15 protein-coding genes and 2 riboswitches are annotated in these 19,196 nt (G+C 70.4%); of the genes, 8 read left to right on the top strand and 7 right to left on the bottom strand.

The annotated features are described in order from the left end of the window. Window positions 1-10 precede the first annotated feature (10 nt). From ASC67_RS13795 to ASC67_RS13775, 5 genes are all read left to right on the top strand, one after another. Window positions 11-1,240, top strand: a complete 1,230-nt coding sequence (locus ASC67_RS13795; protein ID WP_056321816.1) for a YihY family inner membrane protein — start codon at window positions 11-13, stop codon at window positions 1,238-1,240. 126 nt (window positions 1,241-1,366) lie between these two features. Then, complete coding sequence (locus tag ASC67_RS13790; protein ID WP_056321813.1) at window positions 1,367-1,831, top strand: CBS domain-containing protein; 465 nt, start codon at window positions 1,367-1,369, stop codon at window positions 1,829-1,831. A gap of 152 nt (window positions 1,832-1,983) precedes the next feature. Beyond that, complete coding sequence (locus ASC67_RS13785) at window positions 1,984-2,421, top strand: hypothetical protein (protein ID WP_056321810.1); 438 nt, start codon at window positions 1,984-1,986, stop codon at window positions 2,419-2,421. 85 nt (window positions 2,422-2,506) lie between these two features. Continuing rightward, the gene (gene aroC, locus ASC67_RS13780; RefSeq protein ID WP_056321807.1) at window positions 2,507-3,613 is read left to right on the top strand and encodes a chorismate synthase; all 1,107 of its coding nucleotides are present in this window, start codon (window positions 2,507-2,509) and stop codon (window positions 3,611-3,613) included. Between the two features lie 13 nt (window positions 3,614-3,626). Beyond that, complete coding sequence (locus tag ASC67_RS13775) at window positions 3,627-4,025, top strand: hypothetical protein (RefSeq protein ID WP_056321802.1); 399 nt, start codon at window positions 3,627-3,629, stop codon at window positions 4,023-4,025. Window positions 4,026-4,051: 26 nt separating this feature from the next. Here the strand turns inward: ASC67_RS13775 and ASC67_RS13770 are convergent, their stop codons facing one another. The 7 genes from ASC67_RS13770 to gcvT form a co-directional block, all read right to left on the bottom strand. Then, window positions 4,052-5,386 carry a metallopeptidase TldD-related protein gene (locus ASC67_RS13770; protein ID WP_056321797.1) on the bottom strand — a complete coding sequence of 445 codons (1,335 nt, stop codon included), beginning with the start codon at window positions 5,384-5,386 and terminating at the stop codon, window positions 4,052-4,054. Further along, entirely contained in the window at window positions 5,383-6,852 is a 1,470-nt protein-coding gene (locus ASC67_RS13765; protein WP_056321793.1) for a TldD/PmbA family protein, read from the bottom strand. Before ASC67_RS13765 ends, ASC67_RS13770 begins: the two co-directional genes overlap by 4 nt. Before the next feature lie 64 nt (window positions 6,853-6,916). Next, window positions 6,917-8,308 carry an L-serine ammonia-lyase gene (locus ASC67_RS13760; RefSeq protein WP_056321791.1) on the bottom strand — a complete coding sequence of 464 codons (1,392 nt, stop codon included), beginning with the start codon at window positions 8,306-8,308 and terminating at the stop codon, window positions 6,917-6,919. A 17-nt stretch (window positions 8,309-8,325) separates the two neighbouring features. After that, entirely contained in the window at window positions 8,326-9,378 is a 1,053-nt protein-coding gene (locus ASC67_RS13755; RefSeq protein ID WP_056321790.1) for a low specificity L-threonine aldolase, read from the bottom strand. After that, on the bottom strand, window positions 9,375-12,302 hold the full coding sequence (gcvP, locus tag ASC67_RS13750; RefSeq protein ID WP_056321787.1) for an aminomethyl-transferring glycine dehydrogenase: 2,928 nt from the start codon (window positions 12,300-12,302) through the stop codon (window positions 9,375-9,377). The genes ASC67_RS13755 and gcvP overlap by 4 nt, the downstream gene beginning before the upstream one ends. 82 nt (window positions 12,303-12,384) lie before the next feature. Next, window positions 12,385-12,759, bottom strand: coding sequence for a glycine cleavage system protein GcvH (gene gcvH, locus ASC67_RS13745; protein WP_056321784.1), 375 nt, complete (start codon window positions 12,757-12,759; stop codon window positions 12,385-12,387). A 75-nt stretch (window positions 12,760-12,834) separates the two neighbouring features. After that, the gene (gene gcvT / locus ASC67_RS13740) at window positions 12,835-13,980 is read right to left on the bottom strand and encodes a glycine cleavage system aminomethyltransferase GcvT (protein WP_056321780.1); all 1,146 of its coding nucleotides are present in this window, start codon (window positions 13,978-13,980) and stop codon (window positions 12,835-12,837) included. A 44-nt stretch (window positions 13,981-14,024) separates the two neighbouring features. Further along, window positions 14,025-14,141: riboswitch (glycine riboswitch) on the bottom strand. 9 nt (window positions 14,142-14,150) lie between these two features. Beyond that, window positions 14,151-14,253: riboswitch (glycine riboswitch) on the bottom strand. Between the two features lie 184 nt (window positions 14,254-14,437). On the opposite strand from gcvT, the gene ASC67_RS13735 reads away from it, so the two are divergent. The 3 genes from ASC67_RS13735 to ASC67_RS13725 all read left to right on the top strand — a co-directional run bounded on the left by ASC67_RS13735 (window position 14,438) and on the right by ASC67_RS13725 (window position 19,188). Next, window positions 14,438-16,606, top strand: a complete 2,169-nt coding sequence (locus ASC67_RS13735) for a bifunctional diguanylate cyclase/phosphodiesterase (protein WP_235566330.1) — start codon at window positions 14,438-14,440, stop codon at window positions 16,604-16,606. Between the two features lie 95 nt (window positions 16,607-16,701). Continuing rightward, window positions 16,702-18,360, top strand: coding sequence for an acyl-CoA synthetase (locus ASC67_RS13730; RefSeq protein WP_056321776.1), 1,659 nt, complete (start codon window positions 16,702-16,704; stop codon window positions 18,358-18,360). An 18-nt stretch (window positions 18,361-18,378) separates the two neighbouring features. After that, a complete protein-coding gene (locus tag ASC67_RS13725) occupies window positions 18,379-19,188 on the top strand; it encodes an enoyl-CoA hydratase (RefSeq protein WP_056321773.1) in 810 nt (269 codons plus the stop codon). Window positions 19,189-19,196 lie beyond the last annotated feature (8 nt).

Genomic DNA, 19,196 nt, shown 5'->3' with positions numbered 1-19,196 from the left:
CATATCGAGCATGACCGTTCCCGATCTCCTGAAGGCCGGCTGGCGCGAACGCATCGCGCTGCTGGCCGAGACGCTGCAGACCTGGCCTTGGCTCGACACGCTGAAGACCCTGCGCCAGCGCTTCCGCGAAGACCGCCTGGGCCTCACCGCCAGCAGCCTGACCTTCACGACCACGATCGCGCTTGTGCCGCTGGCCACCGTCACGCTGGCGATCTTCAGCGCCTTCCCGATGTTCAGCCAGTTCCAGGGGGCACTGGAGAAGTACTTCATTCAGTCGCTGGTGCCCGACGGCATCGCCAAGCCGGTGCTGGGCGCGCTGACGCAGTTCGCCGGCAAGGCGCACCGGCTGGGTACCGTTGGCCTGGTGGTGCTGGTGCTCACGGCGCTGGCGCTGATGCTCACGATCGACCGCACGCTCAATGCGATCTGGCGCGTGCGCAAGCCTCGGCCGATCGCACAGCGCGTGCTGGTCTACTGGGCCGCTGCCACGCTCGGCCCGCTGCTGCTGGGCGCGAGCCTGACGCTGACCTCCTACGCGATCTCGGCCTCGCGCGGCGTGGTCGGCGCGATGCCGGGCAGCCTGAGCGTGCTGCTCAACGCGCTGGAGTTCGGCCTGCTGGCGGCCGCGATGGCGGGGTTGTTCCACTATGTTCCGAACACCGAGGTGCGCTGGCGCCATGCCCTGGCGGGCGGGGTGTTCGTGTCGGCCGGCTTCGAACTGGCGAAGAAGGTCCTGGCCTGGTATTTGGCCCAGGTGCCGACCTACTCGACGATCTACGGTGCCTTCGCCACGGTGCCCATCTTCCTGATCTGGCTCTATCTCGGCTGGGTGATCGTGCTGCTGGGCGCGGTGATCGCCGCCTACGCGCCGAGCCTGTCGATGCACATCGTGCGGCAACCCAACACCCCCGGCCACCGTTTCCAGGCCGCCGTGCGTCTGCTGCGCGAACTCGCCGCGGCGCGCGCCCGGGGCGAGCGCGGCCTGGACCTCGGCGGGCTGGCGGCCACGCTCCGCACCGACCCGCTGCAGATCGAGCCCTCGCTCGAGATGCTGGTCGAACTCGACTGGGTCGGCCGCCTCGACGAGGCCGGTGAGAAGCGCTACGTGCTGCTCTGCGACCCGAACGCCACGCCGGCGCAGCCGCTGCTCGCCGCGCTGCTGCTCGACCCGACCCCTGCCTTGCGGGGTTTCTGGCAGCGCGCGCGCTTCGGCGAGATGACGCTGCAGGAACTGCTCTGAGCCGTTCTGACACACGTCCTGTTAGCCGAGCAGGGCGCATCGGCCGTCGCGCTCCTAGTTCCTTCTGTGGCCCTCCTGGAGGATTGTGGGTATATTGATTTCAACGGCATCTCGAAGGAGCCCATCATGAAAGTCAGCGACATCCTGCGCGTCAAGGGCGGCACCCTGTTCACCGTCACGCCCGACCAGCCTTTGGCCGAGGCCTTGCGCACCATGGCGGAGCGCGATATCGGCTCGCTGGTCGTGATGGAGCATGGCGACGTGGTGGGCCTGCTGACCTTCCGCGAGGTCATCCAGGCGGTCGTCGGCAATGGGGGCAATGTCGGCGACACCATCGTGCGCACGGTCATGGAGGACCATCCCATGACCTGCACACCTGATACCGAGATCGACGAGGTGCGCCGCATGATGCTGGGCCGCCACGCCCGCTACATGCCGGTCCTGACGCAGCGCACCCTGATGGGCGTGATCTCGTTCTACGACGTCGCCAAGGCGGTGGTCGATGGGCAGGATTTCGAGAACCGCATGCTCAAGGCCTACATCCGCGACTGGCCGGTCGAGGAAGATCCGGCCCCGGCGCCCCAGCAATAGCGCGCCAGTCGCAACCTCGGCGTTACAAGGGTCTCACCCCGGCGTGAGGCATTTGGCGGTGTCCCCGGCGCAGGGGTATCGGGGTGTTACCGCATCAGCCGCAGTCGATCTGAAAGGCAGATGCTCTCCGCATGGGTTGCGGGAGAGCCATCATGAACCTTCGATTTCGGCTGCTGGGCCGCGGCGTCGCGTGGCTGGGTCTGACGGCGGCGCTGTGCAGCGCCGGTGCTGTCGAGACGGCGCCCCGCGAGGATGCGGCCCCCAACACGCCGTGGACCGTAAAGCCGGCGTCCCCGTCCTGGCCCGCTCGGGCGCAAACCGAGCTGCGCGATACGACGCGACAGGACGGCGCACTCAAGCTGAGCATCGTCGAACTGCCGCGCGCTGACGTGCCCGGCGTCGGGCGACCCCGCCGGGCTCACCATGCGCTCAGCATGAGCTCCGAGACGCCGCAGCGCATGCTGCGTTCCATCGGCGTCGAGGCCACCGACTGCGCGACGCGCTTTCGCCTGCCCACCAAGCTGCGGCAGGATCGTGACGGCTCGAGCGTCGAGATGCGCGCGCATCTGGGGCTGGCCTGCCGCTTCTGAGCCGGCGCTGGTCGGGCGCCTTCGAGAAGGCGGTGCCACGGGCCGCTGTCACAATGCGGTCTGAGTCCCGCATCCGCCCCGAATCATGTCCGGCAGCACCCTCGGCCACCTGTTTTGCGTCACCAACTTCGGTGAATCCCACGGACCGGCCATCGGTTGCGTGATCGACGGCTGCCCGCCCGGCATGAGCCTGAGCGAGGCCGACATCCAGCCCGAGCTCGACCGCCGCCGCCCTGGCACCTCGCGCCACGTGACGCAGCGCAACGAACCCGACGCTGTGGAGATCCTGTCCGGCGTCCACGAGGGCCGCACCACCGGCACGCCGATCTGCCTGCTGATCCGCAACACCGACCAGCGCAGCAAGGACTACGGCAACATCGTCCAGACCTTCCGGCCCGGCCACGCCGACTACACCTATTGGCACAAGTACGGCCTGCGCGATCCGCGCGGCGGCGGCCGCAGTTCGGCGCGCCTCACCGCGCCGATGGTCGGTGCCGGCGCCGTGGCGAAGAAGTGGCTGGCCGAACACCACGGCATCGCCTTTCGCGGCGGCATGGCGGCGCTCGGCGAGATCGACATCGCCTTCGAGGGCTGGCAGCACGTGCCGAACAATCCCTTCTTCGCGCCCAACACCAGCCAGATCGCTCAGCTCGAGGACTTCATGGATGCCCTGCGCAAGGAGGGCGACTCGGTCGGCGCGCGCATCGTCGTCGAGGCCACCGGCGTGCCGGTCGGCTGGGGCGAGCCGCTGTTCGACAAGCTCGATGCCGACATCGCCCACGTGATGATGGGACTGAACGCCGTCAAGGGCGTCGAGATCGGCGCCGGCTTCGCGAGCGTCGCGCACCGCGGCTCGATGCACGGCGACGAGCTCACGCCGCAGGGCTTTCGCAGCAACCATGCCGGCGGCGTGCTTGGCGGCATCAGCACCGGCCAGGACATCACGGTGTCGATCGCGATCAAGCCGACCAGCTCGATCCGCACGCCGCGCCAGTCGATCGACCTGCAGGGCCAGCCGGCGACGGTCGAGACCTTCGGCCGCCACGACCCCTGCGTCGGCATCCGCGCGACGCCGATCGCCGAGTCGTTGTTGGCGCTGGTGTTGATGGACCATGCGCTGCGTCACCGCGCGCAGTGCGGTGACGTGCGCTTGCCGGTGGCACCGATCGCGGCGCACCGGCCGGACGCCTGAGCGGGAGCTGCCGATGTGCCCTGGACGCCGGGTTCGATCGTTGGTCGCCGCGTGTTGCCTGGCGGTGGCCGCAACGGCCTGGGCGCAGGATTCTCCGCAGCGCGTCGAACTCAAGCGAAGCGACCTGAGCGGCGCGCCCGGCATGGAGGTGGTCTCCTCGATCGCCGAATACAAGCCCGGCGACACGCTGGAGGCGCATTTCCACCATGGGGTCGAGGCGGCTTACGTGGTGCAGGGCGCCACGGTCCAGCTGCCCGGCAAGGAACCGATGGCGCTGCCGACGGGCATCGCGATCCACAACCTGCGCGACGTGCGGCATGGCGGCTTCAAGGTGATCGGCGACACCTCGCTGAAGGTGTTCACGGTGCACGTCGTCGACAAGGGCAAGCCGCTCTACGACCTGGCGAAATAGCGGGCCGCCGCCGCGCAGCGCGGCACTCAGAGCGTGAGCCGCCAGCCGTCGACGAGGGCCGCCGGCGCCGTGATCGAGGCGAGCTGCCGCGACTGGTAGGTGCTGCTGTCGGGCATCGGCTCGCAACGGTCGCCCAGGCCCACCAGGCCTTCGCCGAACAGGCGCAGGAAGCTGTCGTCGAAGCGCATCACCGCCAGCGGCGCGGCGAGCTCGCCGCCCTCGACCCAGAAGCAGGCGAAGCGCGTCATGCCGGTCATGCGGCAGGCCTGGCGGTCGCTGTAGTTCAGGTACCAGAGGTTGCTCACGCAGAGGCCCGATCCCAGCGTCTCGAGCAGGCGCCCGTGCGGCAGCGTGCCGGGAGCCAGCGCCAGCGCCTCCGGCGTCTCGGCCGCGTTCGCGCCGTTGGCCGGCAGGCCGTACTCGCGCGCCGAACGCGGCGCGTTCAGCGTATCGACGGCGCGGCCTTCGCTGGCCAGCAGCACCTCGGCCGGGCGCACGAAGCCGTCGGACGTGAAGGCCGGCGTGAAGCCGCGGCCGGGTGCCTCGCTCAGGCGCACTGACGGGTGCAGGCGGGCATCGCCGAGCGCCAGCTTCGCCAGCGAGGACACGCCGGTGCGCCGGGCCTTCAGGCCGAAACCGCTCCAGCCCAGCGTCGCCAGCAGTTCGTTCATCGCGGCCGGGCTGAACAGCGCGCGGTAGGCACCCGGCGGCAGCGTGCGCGCCGGCTGGCGCAGCAGCGCGAGCTGTGCTGCCGCTTCGCGCAGGCGTGCCGCGAACTCGGACAGCGACCAGACCGTGCCGCCGTACTGCGTCTTCACCGCCTTGTCGGCGGCGTGGACCAGGCACCACTCGAAGTCGAAGCTTTCCACGCAGTGCCAGTGGCGCGCACCCAGGCTGTCGGCGTAGGCGCGCACCACCGGGCCGCCGGCGTAGAAGCCGACGAAATCCAGGCCGCCGGCCTGCTCGCGCACGGCGTCGATCACCGCCGCCGGCGAGGGCAGCACGCCACGGTCCTCGCGGTGGCTGCTGAGCGCTTCCTCCGGCAGCAGCAGCCAGGGGTCGTCGGGGATCAGCGAGAGATCGTGGATCAGAAGCGCGCGCTCGGCGAGCAGGCGCTGCGTGTCGAGCGCCAGGTCGCCGGTGAGCGTGAGGCTGCTCTCGGCGCGGCGCCGGCCGCGCACCACGGCCAGCGTCGCCTGCGCCTGCAGCACGTGGGTGGCCTGGCGCACTGCCGCGCGGTTGAAGCGCAGGAAGTCGCTGGCCTCGGCGTTCAGTGCCAGGCTGACGCGGTCCACGCGATCGGCGCGGCACACGCTGTCGGCCAGCGCGTCGAAGTGAGGGCGCTTCGTCAGCGCGCTCATCCGTCGACCCCACCGAACACGTCGACGCCGGTGAACAGGCAGGCCGGCGACGCGTGCCCGACACGGATCACCTGCGAGGGCTCGCCCTTGCCGCAGAAGGGCGTGCCCATCACCTCGCAGGTCGACGCATCGCCCACCCCTGCCAGCGAGCGCCAGAAGGTCGCGCTGACGCCGCGGTAGTTCGGGTTGCGCATCACCTCGGCCAGCCGGCCGTGGCGGATCATGCGGCCGTACTCGCAACCGAACTGGAACTTGTTGCGCGAGTCGTCGATGCTCCACGAGCAGTTGGTGTGCATCACCACGCCGTGGTCGACCGCGGCGATCAGTTCGTCGAGCGTGCTGCTGCCGGGCTCGACGTTGAGGTTGCTCATGCGGTCGATCGGTGCGCGGTTCCAGCTGCAGGCGCGCGTGGTGGCCACGCCGCCCACGTCGTGGCCGGCGGCCCGGGCACGCGCCTGCGACAGGCTGCCGCCCAAAGGATGCAGCAGCACGCCGCGCTCGATCAGCATGCGGCGCTCGGCCGGCGTGCCTTCGTCGTCGAAGGCGAAGCCGGCGAACTCGTGTTCGCGCGCCGGATCGAAGCTCACGTTCAGCAGCTCGCTGCCATAGCGGTAGTGGCCGAACAGGTCGAGCGTGACGAAGCTGGTACCGGCGAAATTGCGCTCGTCGCCGAGGATGCGGTCGAGCTCCAGCGGATGGCCGATGCTCTCGTGGATCTGCAGCATCATCTGGTCGGGCATCAGCAGCAGGTCCATGCGGCCGCTCGGGCAGTGGGGCGCGCGCACCAGTTCCAGCGCCTCGCGCGCGACGCGCGGGCCGTCCTGCTCGAAGCGGGCGCGGTCCAGCACCTCCAGCCCGCCCTGCTGGCAGTAGCCGTTGTACTGCCCGGCACTGGAACGCACCTGCGTCACGCCGCCGTCGACTGCGGTGACCTGGATGGCCGGCGTGAGGAAGGCGAAGCGCTGCTCGATGTGGGCGCCCTCGCTGCTCACGAAGAGCTGCTCGGTCGCGACGCTCCACAGGCTGGTCTGTGTGTCGACGATGCGCTCGTCGATCCGGCTGGCCGCGTTCACGCGCATCAGCAGCTCGAGCTTGTCGGCCAGCGACAGCGCATCGTGCGGTCGCTCGACGTGGCTGGCGTAGCGGCCGCTGTCGCGCGGGCGCGGCAGGTCGGCCGGTGTGAACACCGTCTTGCCGGCACCGGCGCACGCCAGCGCGTGAGCACGCAGCAGGGCGGCGCGCAGGCCGGCTTCGGAGGTGTCGGCCGTGGCCGCATGGCCCACCCCGCCGTCGACGACGGTGAGCATCACGCCCTCGTCGCGCACTCGCTTCGGTGTTTCGGCAACGCCCTGGCGCACGCCGAGCTGTTCGGAACGCTCGCCGACGCCGCGCGCGGTCCACTGAGCGACCGAATCCGGCAGGGCGGCGGTGGCGCGGCGAAGGGTGGCGGCGAGCGTGTCGAGCATCTGGGGCGGGGGCAAGGGGGCGCGGATCAGTCTACAAAGGCCGGCGCGCCGGCGCGCCCCCAGTTCAGCACTCGACGATGTTGACCGCGAGCCCGCCGCGCGCGGTTTCCTTGTACTTGGTCTGCATGTCCGCGCCGGTCTCGCGCATGGTCTTGATGACCTGGTCGAGGCTCACGTGGTGGGTGCCGTCGCCGCGCAGCGCCATGCGCGCCGCGTTGATGGCCTTGACCGAGGCGATGGCGTTGCGCTCGATGCACGGGATCTGCACCAGGCCGCCCACCGGGTCGCAGGTCAGGCCCAGGTGGTGCTCCATGCCGATCTCGGCGGCGTTCTCCACCTGCGCCGGCGTGCCGCCCAGCACCGCGCACAGCGCGCCGGCGGCCATCGAGCAGGCCACGCCCACTTCGCCCTGGCAGCCGACCTCGGCGCCGGAGATCGAGGCGTTCTCCTTGTAGAGGATGCCGATCGCGGCGGCGGTGAGCAGGAAATCGACGATGCCGGCGTCGCTCGCGTCCCGGACAAAGCGGGCGTAGTAGTGCAACACGGCCGGCACGATGCCGGCGGCGCCATTGGTCGGTGCGGTGACCACGCGCCCGCCTGCCGCGTTCTCCTCGTTGACCGCCAGCGCATAGAGGTTGACCCAGTCCAGCACCTGCAGCGGGTCGCTCTGCGCAGCGCCGGGGTCGGCCGTCAGGTCGCGGTAGAGCTTGGCGGCGCGCCGCTTGACCTGGTAGCCGCCGGGCAGCACGCCCTCGGTGCGCAGGCCGCGCTCGACGCAGGCCTGCATCACGCGCCAGATGCGCAGCAGACCGGCGTCGATCTCGGCGTCGCTGCGCCAGTGACGCTCGTTGCGGCGCATCACCTCGGCGATCGAACAGTCGAGTTCGCGCGTCAGGCGCAGCAGTTCGTCGCCGCTGCGGTAGGGGTGCGGCAGTACGGTGGTGTCGGGCGCGATCTTCTGCTGGCGGCTGCCGTCGGCGGCCGCCTCGTCGCTGAGCACGAAGCCGCCGCCGACCGAGTAATAGCAGCGGTTCGCCAGCTCGGTGCCGTCGGCGTCGTGGGCGGTGAAGCGCAGGCCGTTGGGGTGGAAGGGCAGGCTCTGGCGGCGTCGGAACAGCAGGTCGCGGGCTTCGTCGAAGGCGATTTCGTGCTGGCCCAGCAGCGCCAGGCGTCGGCGCTCGCGCAAGGCCGCCAGCCGGGCCGGGATGGCGTCGACATCGACGCTGTCGGGGTCCTCGCCGGTCAGGCCCAGCAGCACGGCCTTGTCCGAGCCGTGGCCCTTGCCGGTGGCGCCCAGCGAACCATAGAGCTCGGACACCACGCGCGCGGTGCGCTCCAACAGGCCCTCGTGGGCCAGGCGCTGCACGAACAGCTTGGCCGCCCGCATCGGCCCGACCGTGTGCGAGCTCGACGGACCGATGCCGATCTTGAACAGGTCGAAGACGGAGACGGCCATCGGGTGTCGGAGTGAGGCTAGGCGATCGGGCAAGCCGCGGCCAGATCGGCCGCGAAGGCGTCGACGGTCTCAGGCTGGGTGTCCCAGGCACACATCAGCCGGCAACCGCCGTTCGGCAGCATCTCATGGAAGCGCCAGCCTTGCGCGCGCAGGGCCTCGATCGCGGGGCGCGGCAGCTCGGCGAACACGCCGTTGGCCTGCGGGGTGTACAGCAGACGAACGCCGGGCAGCGCTTCGATGGCCGCCGCCAGCCGCTGCGCCATCGCGTTGGCGTGGCCTGCGTGCGCGAGCCAGGCGCCGCCCTCGAGCAGGCCGACCCAGGGCGCGGTCAGCACGCGCATCTTCGAGGCCAGCTGGCCGGCCTGCTTGGCGCGCCACTCGAAGCCGTCGGCCAGCGCGCGGTCGAAGAACACCACCGCCTCGCCGACCGGCGCGCCGTTCTTCGTGGCGCCGAAGGACAGCACATCGACGCCGGCGCGCCAGCTCGCATCGGCCGGGGCGCAGCCGAGCGAGGCGACGGCGTTCGCGAAGCGGGCACCGTCCATGTGGACCTTGAGCTTCAGCTCGCGCGCGGCGGCCGTCAGCGCGCGCAACTCGTCGACCGTGTAGAGGGTGCCCAGTTCGGTGGCCTGCGTCAGGCTCACCGCGCGGGCACGCGGCGCATGCAGGTCGCGGCGTTTGCGGGCGGCGGCGTCCAGCGCCGCGGGCGTGAGCTTGGCGCGCCGGGCGGCGTCGGAGCCATCGTCGCCGGGCAGCAGCGAGACGCCCTGGCCCATGAAGCCCACCGCGTTGCACTCGTCGGCCGCGATGTGCGCCAGCGGCGTGCACACCACCGCCTCGTAGGGCCGGCACAGCGCCGCCAGCGACAGCGCATTGGCGGCGGTGCCGTTGAAGACGAAGAAGACCTCGCAGTCGGCATCGAACACCCGGCGCACCGCATCGCAGGCGCGCTGCGTCCAGGCATCGTCGCCGTAGGCCGGTGCATGGCCGCTGCCGTTCGCTTCCAGCAGGGCGGCCAGCGCCTGCGGCGCCAGGCCGGCCCAGTTGTCGCTGGCGAACTGGTCCTTCATGTGTCGCCTTCGGCGTAGGCGCTCAGCGGCACGCAGCTGCAGAACAGGTTGCGGTCGCCGTGCACGTTGTCGACGCGGCCGACCGGCGCCCAGTACTTCTGGCGCCGCAGGCTGCTCACGGGGTAGGCGGCCTCCTCGCGCGTGTAGGGGTGCGGCCAGTCGGCCTTCAGCAGCGCCTCGGCGGTGTGGGGCGCGTGCTTGAGCGGGTTGTCGTCCTGCGGCCAGAGGCCTTGCTCGACCCGGGCGATCTCGGCGCGGATCGCGATCAGCGCGTCGCAGAAGCGATCGAGCTCCTGCAGTGACTCGCTCTCGGTCGGCTCGACCATCAGCGTGCCGGGCACCGGGAAGCTCAGGGTCGGGGCGTGGAAGCCGTAGTCGATCAGGCGCTTGGCCACGTCCTCGGCGCTGACGCCGGAGCTGTCCTTCAGCGGTCGCAGGTCGAGGATGCACTCGTGGGCCACGCCGCCGCCCTTGAGGCCGTCGATCTCGCCACTGAAGTGGATGTCGTAGTGGTCGGCCAGCCGCGCGGCGATGTAGTTGGCGCTGAGGATCGCGGTCTCGGTCGCGGCGGTCAGGCCGTCGGCGCCCATCATGCGCACGTACATCCAGCTGATCGGCAACACCGCGGCATTGCCCAGCGGGGCCGCCGAGACGGCGCCGACCACGGACTCATCCGCTTCAGCGCCGCTCGCCGACGCGCCCGTGCGGTGGGCCGGCAGGAAGGGCACCAGGTCTTCCACCACGCACACCGGCCCGACACCCGGGCCGCCACCTCCATGCGGGATGCAGAAGGTCTTGTGCAGGTTGAGGTGGCTCACGTCGCCGCCGAACTCGCCCGGCGCGGCCACGCCGACCAGCGCGTTCATGTTCGCGCCGTCCACGTAGACGCGCCCGCCGTGCTGGTGCACCAGCGCGCACAGTTCCTTGATGTGCGGATCGAACACGCCGTAGGTCGACGGGTAGGTGACCATCACCGCGGCCAGCTCCGCGCTGTGCTGCTCGCACCTGGCGCGCAGGTCGTCGAGGTCGACGTTGCCCTCGGCATCGCACTTCGTCACCACCACGCTCATGCCGGCCATCTGCGCGCTGGCCGGGTTGGTGCCGTGCGCCGATTCGGGGATCAGGCAGATGTGGCGCCGGCCCTCGCCACGCGAGGCATGCCACGCCTGGATCGCCAGCAGGCCGGCGTACTCGCCCTGCGAACCGGCATTGGGCTGCAGGCTGATGCCGGCGTAGCCGGTGGCCTCGCACAGCCAACGGCGCAGCTGGGCGTCGAGTTCGGCGTAGCCGGCCAGTTGCTCGGCGGGTGCGAACGGGTGGATGTGGGCGAACTCGGGCCAGGTGATCGGGATCATCTCGCTGGTCGCGTTGAGCTTCATCGTGCATGAGCCCAGCGGGATCATCGTGCGGTCGAGTGCCAGGTCCTTGTCGGCCAGGCCGCGCAGGTAGCGCAACATCTCGGTCTCGCTGTGGTGGCTGTTGAAGACCGGGTGCGTCAGGTAGGCACTGGTGCGGCGCAGCTCGCTGGGGATCAGCGGGTCGGCGCCGTGCGCGAAGCCGTCGACGTTCGGCACCATGGCCTCGGAGCGCGCGAACCACGACCACAGCGCAGTGATATCCGCGCGCTCAGTGGTCTCGTCCAGCGTGATGCCCAACTGCGTGGCCGACAGGCGGCGCAGGTTGGCACCGGCCTCGCGGGCGCGGCGGGCGATCGCATCGGTCTCGACGCCGGTCTCGACGCACAGCGTGTCGAAGGCACTCTCGCCGGCGAGTTCGAAGCCCATGGCGCGCAGGCCGTGCGCCAGGATGGCGGTGTAGGAGGCGATGCGCTGCGCGATGCGCCTGAGCCCCTGCGGCCCGTGGTAGACCGCATACATGCTCGCCACCACCGCCGGCAACACCTGGGCCGTGCAGATGTTCGACGTGGCCTTCTCGCGGCGGATGTGTTGCTCGCGCGTCTGCAGCGCCAGCCGGTAGGCCGGCCGGCCATGCGCGTCGACGCTGACGCCGACCAGGCGGCCCGGCATCGAGCGCTTGAACTCGTCGCGGCAGGCCAGGAAGGCCGCGTGCGGGCCACCGGCGCCCATCGGCATGCCGAAGCGCTGGGTGCTGCCGACGGCGATGTCGGCGCCCCATTCGCCCGGGGGCGACAGCAGCGTCAGCGCCAGCAGGTCGGCGGCGACGACGAAGGCCGCGCCACGGGCATGCGCCGCTTCCACATACGGCTGCATGTCGTGCACGATGCCGCCGGTCGCCGGGTACTGCGCGACCACCGCGAAACAGTCGTGCTGCGCCATCAGTTCCGGTACCGGGCCGACGAGCACCTCGATGCCCAGCGGCCGCGCGCGCGTGCGGATCACCTCGATGGTCTGCGGATGGCAGTCCGCGGCGACGATGACGTTGGCGCTCTTGCTCTTCACGCTGCGCCTGGCCAGCGTCATGGCTTCTGCTGCGGCGGTGGCCTCGTCGAGCATCGACGCGTTGGCGATGCTCATGCCGGTCAGGTCGCAGACCATGGTCTGGAAGTTCACCAGCGCTTCCAGGCGGCCCTGCGAGATCTCGGCCTGGTAGGGCGTGTAGGCGGTGTACCAGGCCGGGTTCTCGAGGATGTTGCGCAGGATGACGCCCGGCGTGTGCGTGCCGTGGTAGCCCTGGCCGAGGTAGCTCTTGCAGACCCGGTTCTTCGCCGCGATCGCCTTCAGCTCCGCCAGCGCGTTCGCCTCGCTCGCCGCCGGCGGCAGCGCCATCGCGCGCGAGCGGGCGATGCTGCGCGGCACGATGGCTTCGATCATCGCCTGGCGCGAGGCCGCGCCGATCACCGTCAGCATGCGGCGTTCGTCGTCGGCCTCGATGCCGAGGTGGCGGGCGGTGAACTCGGTGGCGTTCTCGAGCTCGGCGAGGGGCAGGGCGGTGGGCCTCAGCATGGGGTGCTCCGTCGAAAGGGATCGGTGGATCGGTGGACCGGGGGTGCGGGGGTGCGGGGGTGCGGGGAAGGCGGGAACGGGTTCAGAGCGTCTTCAGCAGCGCGTCGTAGCCGGGCGCGTCCATCAGCTGGTCGAACTCGGTCATGTCGGCGATCTTGACCTTGAAGAACCAGCCTTCGCCCAGCGGGTCGCTGTTGGCCAGTGCCGGGTCGCCGCGCAGCGCCTCGTTGACCTCGACCACCTCGCCGCTGACCGGCATGTACAGGTCGGCCGCTGCCTTGACGGACTCCACGACGCCGGCGACCTCGCCCTTCTTGTAGGTCGTGCCGACGGCCGGCAGGTCGACGAACACCACGTCGCCCAGCGCATCCTGCGCATGCAGCGTGATGCCCACGACGGCGGCGTCGTGATCCTCGATGTTGATCCACTCGTGATCGGTCGTGAACTTGGTGGTCATGAGAGCTCCTGAAGGATGGTTGGCTCGCCTCGAGGGTCGGCCGGAAGGTTGAGGAAGAAGGACGAAACTGGAGTGTCAGGCACGCACGTAGCGGTGCGGCGTGAAGGGCAGGGCAACCACGCGCATCGGCAGCTTCTTGCCGCGCACCACCGCGAACACCTCATGCGAGACGCCGGCGTGGTTGCTGGCGATGCAGGCCATCGCGATCGGCTGGTTGACGGTCGGGCCGAGGGTGCCGCTGGTCACGTGGCCGAGCCGGTGACCGTGGCCGTCGACGAGTTCCGTGCCCTCGCGCACCGGCACCCGCTCCAGGCCCAGGAGCCCGACGCGCTTGTTGCTCACGCCGCCGGCGAGCTGCGCGTCGATGACGTCCGAGCCGGGGTAGCCGCCGGCCCGCGCGCCACCGGCACGCCGCACTTTCTGGATCGCCCAGGACAGACCGGCCTCGATCGGCGTGATGGTGGCGTGGATGTCATGACCGTAGAGGCACAGCCCGGCTTCGAGACGCAGCGTGTCGCGCGCGCCCAGGCCGGCCGGCGCGACCTCGGGCTGCGCGAGCAGCTCGCGCGCCAAGGCCTCGGCATGGGTGGCCGGCACCGAGATCTCGAAGCCGTCCTCGCCGGTGTAGCCGGAGCGGGTGAGGTAGCAGCCGGCGCCGACCAGCGTGAAGGCGCCGCCCGTCATGAAGGTGAGGGCACTCACGCCGGGGTTCAGGCGCGCCAGCGCCGTGGCCGCCTTCGGCCCCTGCAGGGCCAGCAGCGCGCGCTCGGGCAGGGGCTGCACCGTGCAGCGGTGGCCGATGTGCGTCTGCAGGTGGCGCAGGTCGGCGTCCTTGCAGGCGGCGTTGACGATCAGCAGCAGGTCGTTCTCGCGCCGGGTGACCATCAGGTCGTCGAGCAGGCCGCCGCCGGCGTTCGTGAAGTAGGCGTAGCGCTGCTTGCCGACGCCGAGGCCGAGAACGTCCATCGGCACCAGGGTCTCTAGCGCGAGCGCGGCCTGTTGCAGGTCGTCGGCGACCAGCCGGATCTGGCCCATGTGCGACACGTCGAAAAGCGCGGCGGCATCGCGGCACTGGCGGTGTTCGGCCAGGATGCCGCGCGGATAGTTGACCGGCATGTCGTAACCGGCGAAGGGCACCATCTTGGCGCCGAGTTCGCGGTGGAGCGCGTGCAGGGGCGTGGTGAGCAGGGGGGCAGCAGGGCTGCCGGCAAGTGCGGACATCTCGACTCCAAGGGCATGAAGGAAACCACCGGCTCCGGTGATGGCCTGCCCTCGCTGTCCGCTTTACCTGAGAGATTGGCCGGTCCCGGTGTGTCCCACCTCGACCCGCTTGCCCCTTCGGTGGACTGCACCGGGTGCAGCCTCTCTCCAGTGAGGACGCCTCCACTGGGAGGCGTTCGTCAGTCCTTTTGCCTGAGCGTTCGAGGGTTGTCCTCTGCGCCTTCGGCGGCTGCCGTCGATGACCTGACGGCAACGCTCTCCTGACGGCGGCAATTATATGCACACGATCTCCTATTGACGCACGAAGGCACCACCGGCGTGACCTGCGCACGGCCCCGACGCCCGCGTCGCCGCGGCCGAAGGCTCAAGTCCGTACCAGGCGCGCCGATACCTCCACCGATGCACGCCCGGCGTGCTCCGCCAGGGGCCGGCGAACGGCCCGACAGGAACTGCCCGCGTGTCCTTGCTCCAGCCCCTGTACGACCCCCGCGTGGTCGTGCTGTCCATCGCTGTCGCGATCCTGGCTTCGTTCGTCACGCTCGAACTGGCCAAGCGCGTGCGCAGCGCCGACCGCGTGCTGTCGATGTGCTGGTGCGTCGGCGGCGCCCTGGTCATGGGCAGCGGCATCTGGTCGATGCACTTCGTCGGCATGCAGGCCTTCAGCCTGACGATCCCGCTCGGCTACCGGGTCTCGACCACGCTGCTCTCCTGGGGCGTGGCGCTGCTGGTCTCTCTGGTGGCACTGGGCATCGCGGGGCGGGAGCAGCTGTCGCGCAGCCTGCACGTGTGCGGGGCGCTGGCGATGGGCGTCGGCATCATGGCGATGCACTACGTGGGCATGGCCGCACTGGAGATGGCGCCGGGCATCCAATGGGATGCACGCTGGGTGGCGGCGTCCGGGTTGATCGCGGTGGTCGCGTCCGCCGCAGCCCTGCAGATCTTCTTCTGGATGCGCCGTCATGCCGGGTGGTCGGCGCTGGCCTACCAGGGCGCCGCGGCGATGGTCATGGGCCTGGCGATCAGCGGCATGCACTACAGCGGCATGGCCGCCGCAGGCTTCCCCGAGGGCAGCGCCTGCCTGAGCCTGGATGGCCTCAACGGCGACTCGCTGGTGCTGATCGTCAGCGTGGCCACCGTGCTGATGCTGACGATCACGCTGGTGACCTCGGTGTTCGACCGGCGCATGCACGCCACCGCGGACGGTCTGTCGCAGTCGTTGCAGCAAGCCAACGAGCGCCTGCAGTCGGCCAACGACGAACTGAGCCGGCTGGCCTACCAGGACGCGCTGACGGGCCTGCCCAACCGCAGCTACTTCGAGTCGCGCCTGAACCAGGCGGTCGCACGCATCGAACGGCTGCGCGACCTGCCGACTCCACCGGCTTCGGTGGGCCTGGCGGTGCTGTTCATCGACCTCGATGGCTTCAAGCCGATCAACGACTCCTATGGTCATGCCCACGGCGACCTGGTGCTGCAGGCGGTGGCCGTGCGCCTGCGCGAGGCGGTGCGTGCGGCCGACACGCTGGCCCGCCTGGGCGGCGACGAGTTCATCGTGCTGGTCGAGGACGTGAGCGGCGCGGGCGATTGCATCCACGTCGCGAAGCGGGCCCTGGCCAGCATGGGCGAGCCGCTCGTCGTGGTCGGTCAGCAGGTCCACCTGTCGTGCTCGATCGGCGTGGCGATGTACCCCGAGGCCGGCGACGCCAGGCGCCTCATCGCGCATGCCGATGCCGCGATGTACGAGGCCAAGCGCGGCGGCGGCAGTACCTACGCCGTCTACGAATCGGCGATGAACCAGGGCGCCGACCAGCAGGTGGCGCTCTACAACGACCTCGTCGGCGCGATGGAGCGCGGCGAGCTGCAACTGCACTACCAGCCCAAGGTCGACCTGCGCACCGACACGATCCGCGGCGTCGAGGCGCTGATGCGCTGGCGTCACCCGCTGCGCGGCATGGTGAGCCCGATGAGCTTCATTCCGGTGGCCGAGCGCTTCGGGTTGATCAACACGCTGGGTGCCTGGGTCATCGACGAAGCCTGCCGCCAGCTGCACGCCTGGGCCGACGAGGGCCTGCACATGCGCGTGGCGATCAACCTGTCGGCGCACCAGCTCATGCAGGCCGATCTGACGGAGCGGGTGGCCGACGCGCTGGCGCTGCACCGGGTCGAGGCCTCGCAGCTGATCTGCGAGATCACCGAGTCGGTCGCGATGGAGGACACCCGCGTCACCCAGCGCGCGATCGACGGCCTGCTGGGCATCGGCGTGCAGCTGTCGATCGACGACTTCGGTACCGGCTACTCCAGCCTCAGCTATCTGCGCCAGCTGCGCGCGCGTCAGCTCAAGATCGACCGCAGCTTCATCCGCGACCTGGCCGGCAGCAGCGACGCCCGCGCGGTGGTCGATGCGGTGATCCGCCTGGCCCATGCGCTGGGCATGCAGGTGGTGGCCGAGGGGGTGGAGGACGCCGACCAGCGCGACCTGCTGGCCGAGATGGGCTGCGACCAGCTGCAGGGCTTCCTGTACGCCAAGCCGATGGCGGCCGACGACATCTCGTACTGGGCGCGCCACCGCGGCGAGCAGCACGCGGTGCCGTTTTCCGACTCGACGCTGGCCGACACGATTCCGGGTTGACCGCGCTGCCGGCGGCACGCCGGCTGTGGGATAGTCTTTCCGATCCGCCGCACGAGCGGACCTGTCGCCCCGGCGACGGCACGAGGAGACATCCGATGAGCAGCAGCATCAGCATCTACGAACAGGGGCTGGACAAGACCGCGGCGAACTTCGTCGCGCTCTCGCCCGTCAGTTTTGTCGAACGCAGCGCCGAGGTGTTCGGCGATCTGCCGGCGGTCGTGCACGGCGCGCGCCGCACCACCTGGGCGCAGACGCGCGAGCGCTCGGCGCGCCTGGCGGCCGCGCTGCGTTCGCTCGGCGTCGCGCGCGGCAGCACCGTCAGCGTGATGCTGCCCAACACGCCGGAGATGGTGGAGGCGCACTACGCGGTGCCGGCGCTGAACGCGGTGCTGAACACGCTGAACACCCGGCTCGACGCCGCGCTGCTGGCCTGGCAGATGAACCACTGCGAGGCCCAGGTGCTGATCACCGATCGCGAGTTCGCGCCGACCATCGCCGAGGCGCTGCGGCTGCTGCGCAGCGAGCACGGCCGTTCTCCGATCGTCATCGACGTCTGCGACAGCGAGTACACCGGTCCGGGCGACAGGCTCGGCACGCACGAGTACGAGGCGCTGCTGGCCACCCACGCGCCGCTAGCGCGGCTCGATGGCCCGGCCGACGAATGGGACGCGATCGCCGTCAGCTACACCTCGGGTACCACCGGCGACCCCAAGGGCGTGGTGACCCACCACCGCGGCGCCTACCTGAACGCGGTGAGCAACGCGGCCACCTGGACCATGCCGCACTTCCCGACCTATCTGTGGACGCTGCCGATGTTCCACTGCAACGGCTGGTGCTTCCCGTGGACGATCGCGATGCTGGGGGGCACGCATGTGTGCCTGCGCCGGGTCGATGCGCCCAGCATCCTGGGCGCGATGCGCGAGCACCGCGTCGATCACTACTGCGCCGCCCCGATCGTGCACAACCTGCTGATCGCGGCGCCGGAGGCGCTGCGCGCCGGCATCACGCAGAAGGTGCGCGGCATGGTGGCCGGTGCCGCGCCGCCGGCGGCGATGATCGAGGGCATGGCGAAGCTCGGCTTCGACATCACCCATGTCTACGGCCTCACCGAGGTCTACGGCCCGGCCGCGGTGGCCGTCAAGCGTGCCAGCTGGGCGGGCGAGAGCCTGTCCGAGCAGACTCGGCTCAACGGCCGCCAGGGCGTGCGCTACGCGCTGCAGGAGGGCATGACGGTGCTGGACCCCGAGACGATGGCCGAGACGCCGGCCGACGGCCAGACCATGGGCGAGATCATGTTCCGCGGCAACATCGTGATGAAGGGCTACCTGAAGAACGCCAAGGCCAGCACGGCTGCCTTCGCCGGCGGCTGGTTCCACACCGGCGATCTGGCGGTGATGGAGCCGGACCGCTACGCGAAGATCAAGGACCGCAGCAAGGACATCATCATTTCCGGCGGCGAGAACATCAGTTCCATCGAGGTCGAGGACGCGCTCTACCGCCACCCGGCGGTGATGGCCTGCGCGGTGGTCGCCCAGCCCGATCCGAAGTGGGGCGAGACGCCGATCGCCTACGTGGAGCTCAAGCCCGGCGCGGAGGTGAGCAGTGCCGAGCTGATCGCGCACTGCAAGTCGCTGCTGGCCGGCTACAAGGCGCCGAAGGCGGTGCGCTTCGAGCCCATCCCCAAGACCTCGACCGGGAAGATCCAGAAATTCCAGCTGCGTGAGCGGGCCCGCTCGACGCAGGCGATCGAATAGCAGCGCGCAGGAGCCGAGATGTCCCTCACCGAAAGCGACAACCCGTTCGTGCTGAAGACGCGGGATGCCCGTGGCGTCGTCACGCTGACGCTGAACCGCCCGCAGGCCTTCAATGCGCTGTCCGAAGGCATGCTGGCCGCGCTGCAGGCCGAGCTCGACGCGGTGGCGGCGGACCCCTCGTCGCGCGTGGTCGTGCTCGCCGCCAGCGGCAAGGCCTTCTGTGCCGGCCACGATCTCAAGCAGATGCGCGCTGCGCCTTCGCTCGGCTACTACGAGACGCTGTTCGCGCAGTGCACCCGCGTCATGCTGAGCCTGCACCGCCTGCCGGTGCCGGTGATCGCGCGTGTGCAGGGCCTCGCCACTGCGGCTGGTTGCCAGCTCGTCGCGATGTGCGACCTGGCGGTCGCGGCGAGCGGCGCGCGCTTCGCGGTCAGCGGTGTGAACCTCGGGTTGTTCTGTTCCACGCCGAGCGTCGCGCTGGCCCGCAACGTGCCGCGCAAGCAGGCGATGGAGATGCTCCTCACCGGCGACTTCATCAGCGCCGAGGAGGCGCGCGAGCGCGGTCTCGTCAACCGCGTCGCCGAGGCCGAGCGGATCGATGCCGAGGTGGAGCAACTGGTGCAGCGCATCGTCGCCAAGCCGCGCGTCGCGATCGCGGTCGGCAAAGCCCAGTTCTACCGGCAGATCGAGACCGGCATCGCGTCGGCCTACGAGATCGCCGGGCAGGCGATGGCCTGCAACATGATGGACGAGGCGGCGCTGGAAGGCGTGCAGGCCTTCATCGACAAGCGCAGCCCGACATGGGCGGTCGCCGAGCCGGGTCCCTAGCGTCGCTG

It is taken from the genome of Methylibium sp. Root1272, assembly GCF_001425905.1.
Lineage (GTDB): Bacteria > Pseudomonadota > Gammaproteobacteria > Burkholderiales > Burkholderiaceae_C > Methylibium.
Note: the sequence above shows the minus strand (reverse complement) of the source record. Positions and strands in the feature narration are given on the sequence as shown.

What these genes read in the sequence shown, in the direction of transcription:
- ASC67_RS13795 (WP_056321816.1), top strand. Translation starts at nt 11, where the DNA reads ATGACCGTTCCCGATCTCCTGAAGGCCGGCTGGCGCGAACGCATCGCG.
- ASC67_RS13790 (WP_056321813.1), top strand. Translation starts at nt 1,367, where the DNA reads ATGAAAGTCAGCGACATCCTGCGCGTCAAGGGCGGCACCCTGTTCACC.
- ASC67_RS13785 (WP_056321810.1), top strand. Translation starts at nt 1,984, where the DNA reads ATGAACCTTCGATTTCGGCTGCTGGGCCGCGGCGTCGCGTGGCTGGGT.
- aroC (WP_056321807.1), top strand. Translation starts at nt 2,507, where the DNA reads ATGTCCGGCAGCACCCTCGGCCACCTGTTTTGCGTCACCAACTTCGGT.
- ASC67_RS13775 (WP_056321802.1), top strand. Translation starts at nt 3,627, where the DNA reads ATGTGCCCTGGACGCCGGGTTCGATCGTTGGTCGCCGCGTGTTGCCTG.
- ASC67_RS13770 (WP_056321797.1), bottom strand. Translation starts at nt 5,386, where the DNA reads ATGAGCGCGCTGACGAAGCGCCCTCACTTCGACGCGCTGGCCGACAGC.
- ASC67_RS13765 (WP_056321793.1), bottom strand. Translation starts at nt 6,852, where the DNA reads ATGCTCGACACGCTCGCCGCCACCCTTCGCCGCGCCACCGCCGCCCTG.
- ASC67_RS13760 (WP_056321791.1), bottom strand. Translation starts at nt 8,308, where the DNA reads ATGGCCGTCTCCGTCTTCGACCTGTTCAAGATCGGCATCGGTCCGTCG.
- ASC67_RS13755 (WP_056321790.1), bottom strand. Translation starts at nt 9,378, where the DNA reads ATGAAGGACCAGTTCGCCAGCGACAACTGGGCCGGCCTGGCGCCGCAG.
- gcvP (WP_056321787.1), bottom strand. Translation starts at nt 12,302, where the DNA reads ATGCTGAGGCCCACCGCCCTGCCCCTCGCCGAGCTCGAGAACGCCACC.
- gcvH (WP_056321784.1), bottom strand. Translation starts at nt 12,759, where the DNA reads ATGACCACCAAGTTCACGACCGATCACGAGTGGATCAACATCGAGGAT.
- gcvT (WP_056321780.1), bottom strand. Translation starts at nt 13,980, where the DNA reads ATGTCCGCACTTGCCGGCAGCCCTGCTGCCCCCCTGCTCACCACGCCC.
- ASC67_RS13730 (WP_056321776.1), top strand. Translation starts at nt 16,702, where the DNA reads ATGAGCAGCAGCATCAGCATCTACGAACAGGGGCTGGACAAGACCGCG.
- ASC67_RS13725 (WP_056321773.1), top strand. Translation starts at nt 18,379, where the DNA reads ATGTCCCTCACCGAAAGCGACAACCCGTTCGTGCTGAAGACGCGGGAT.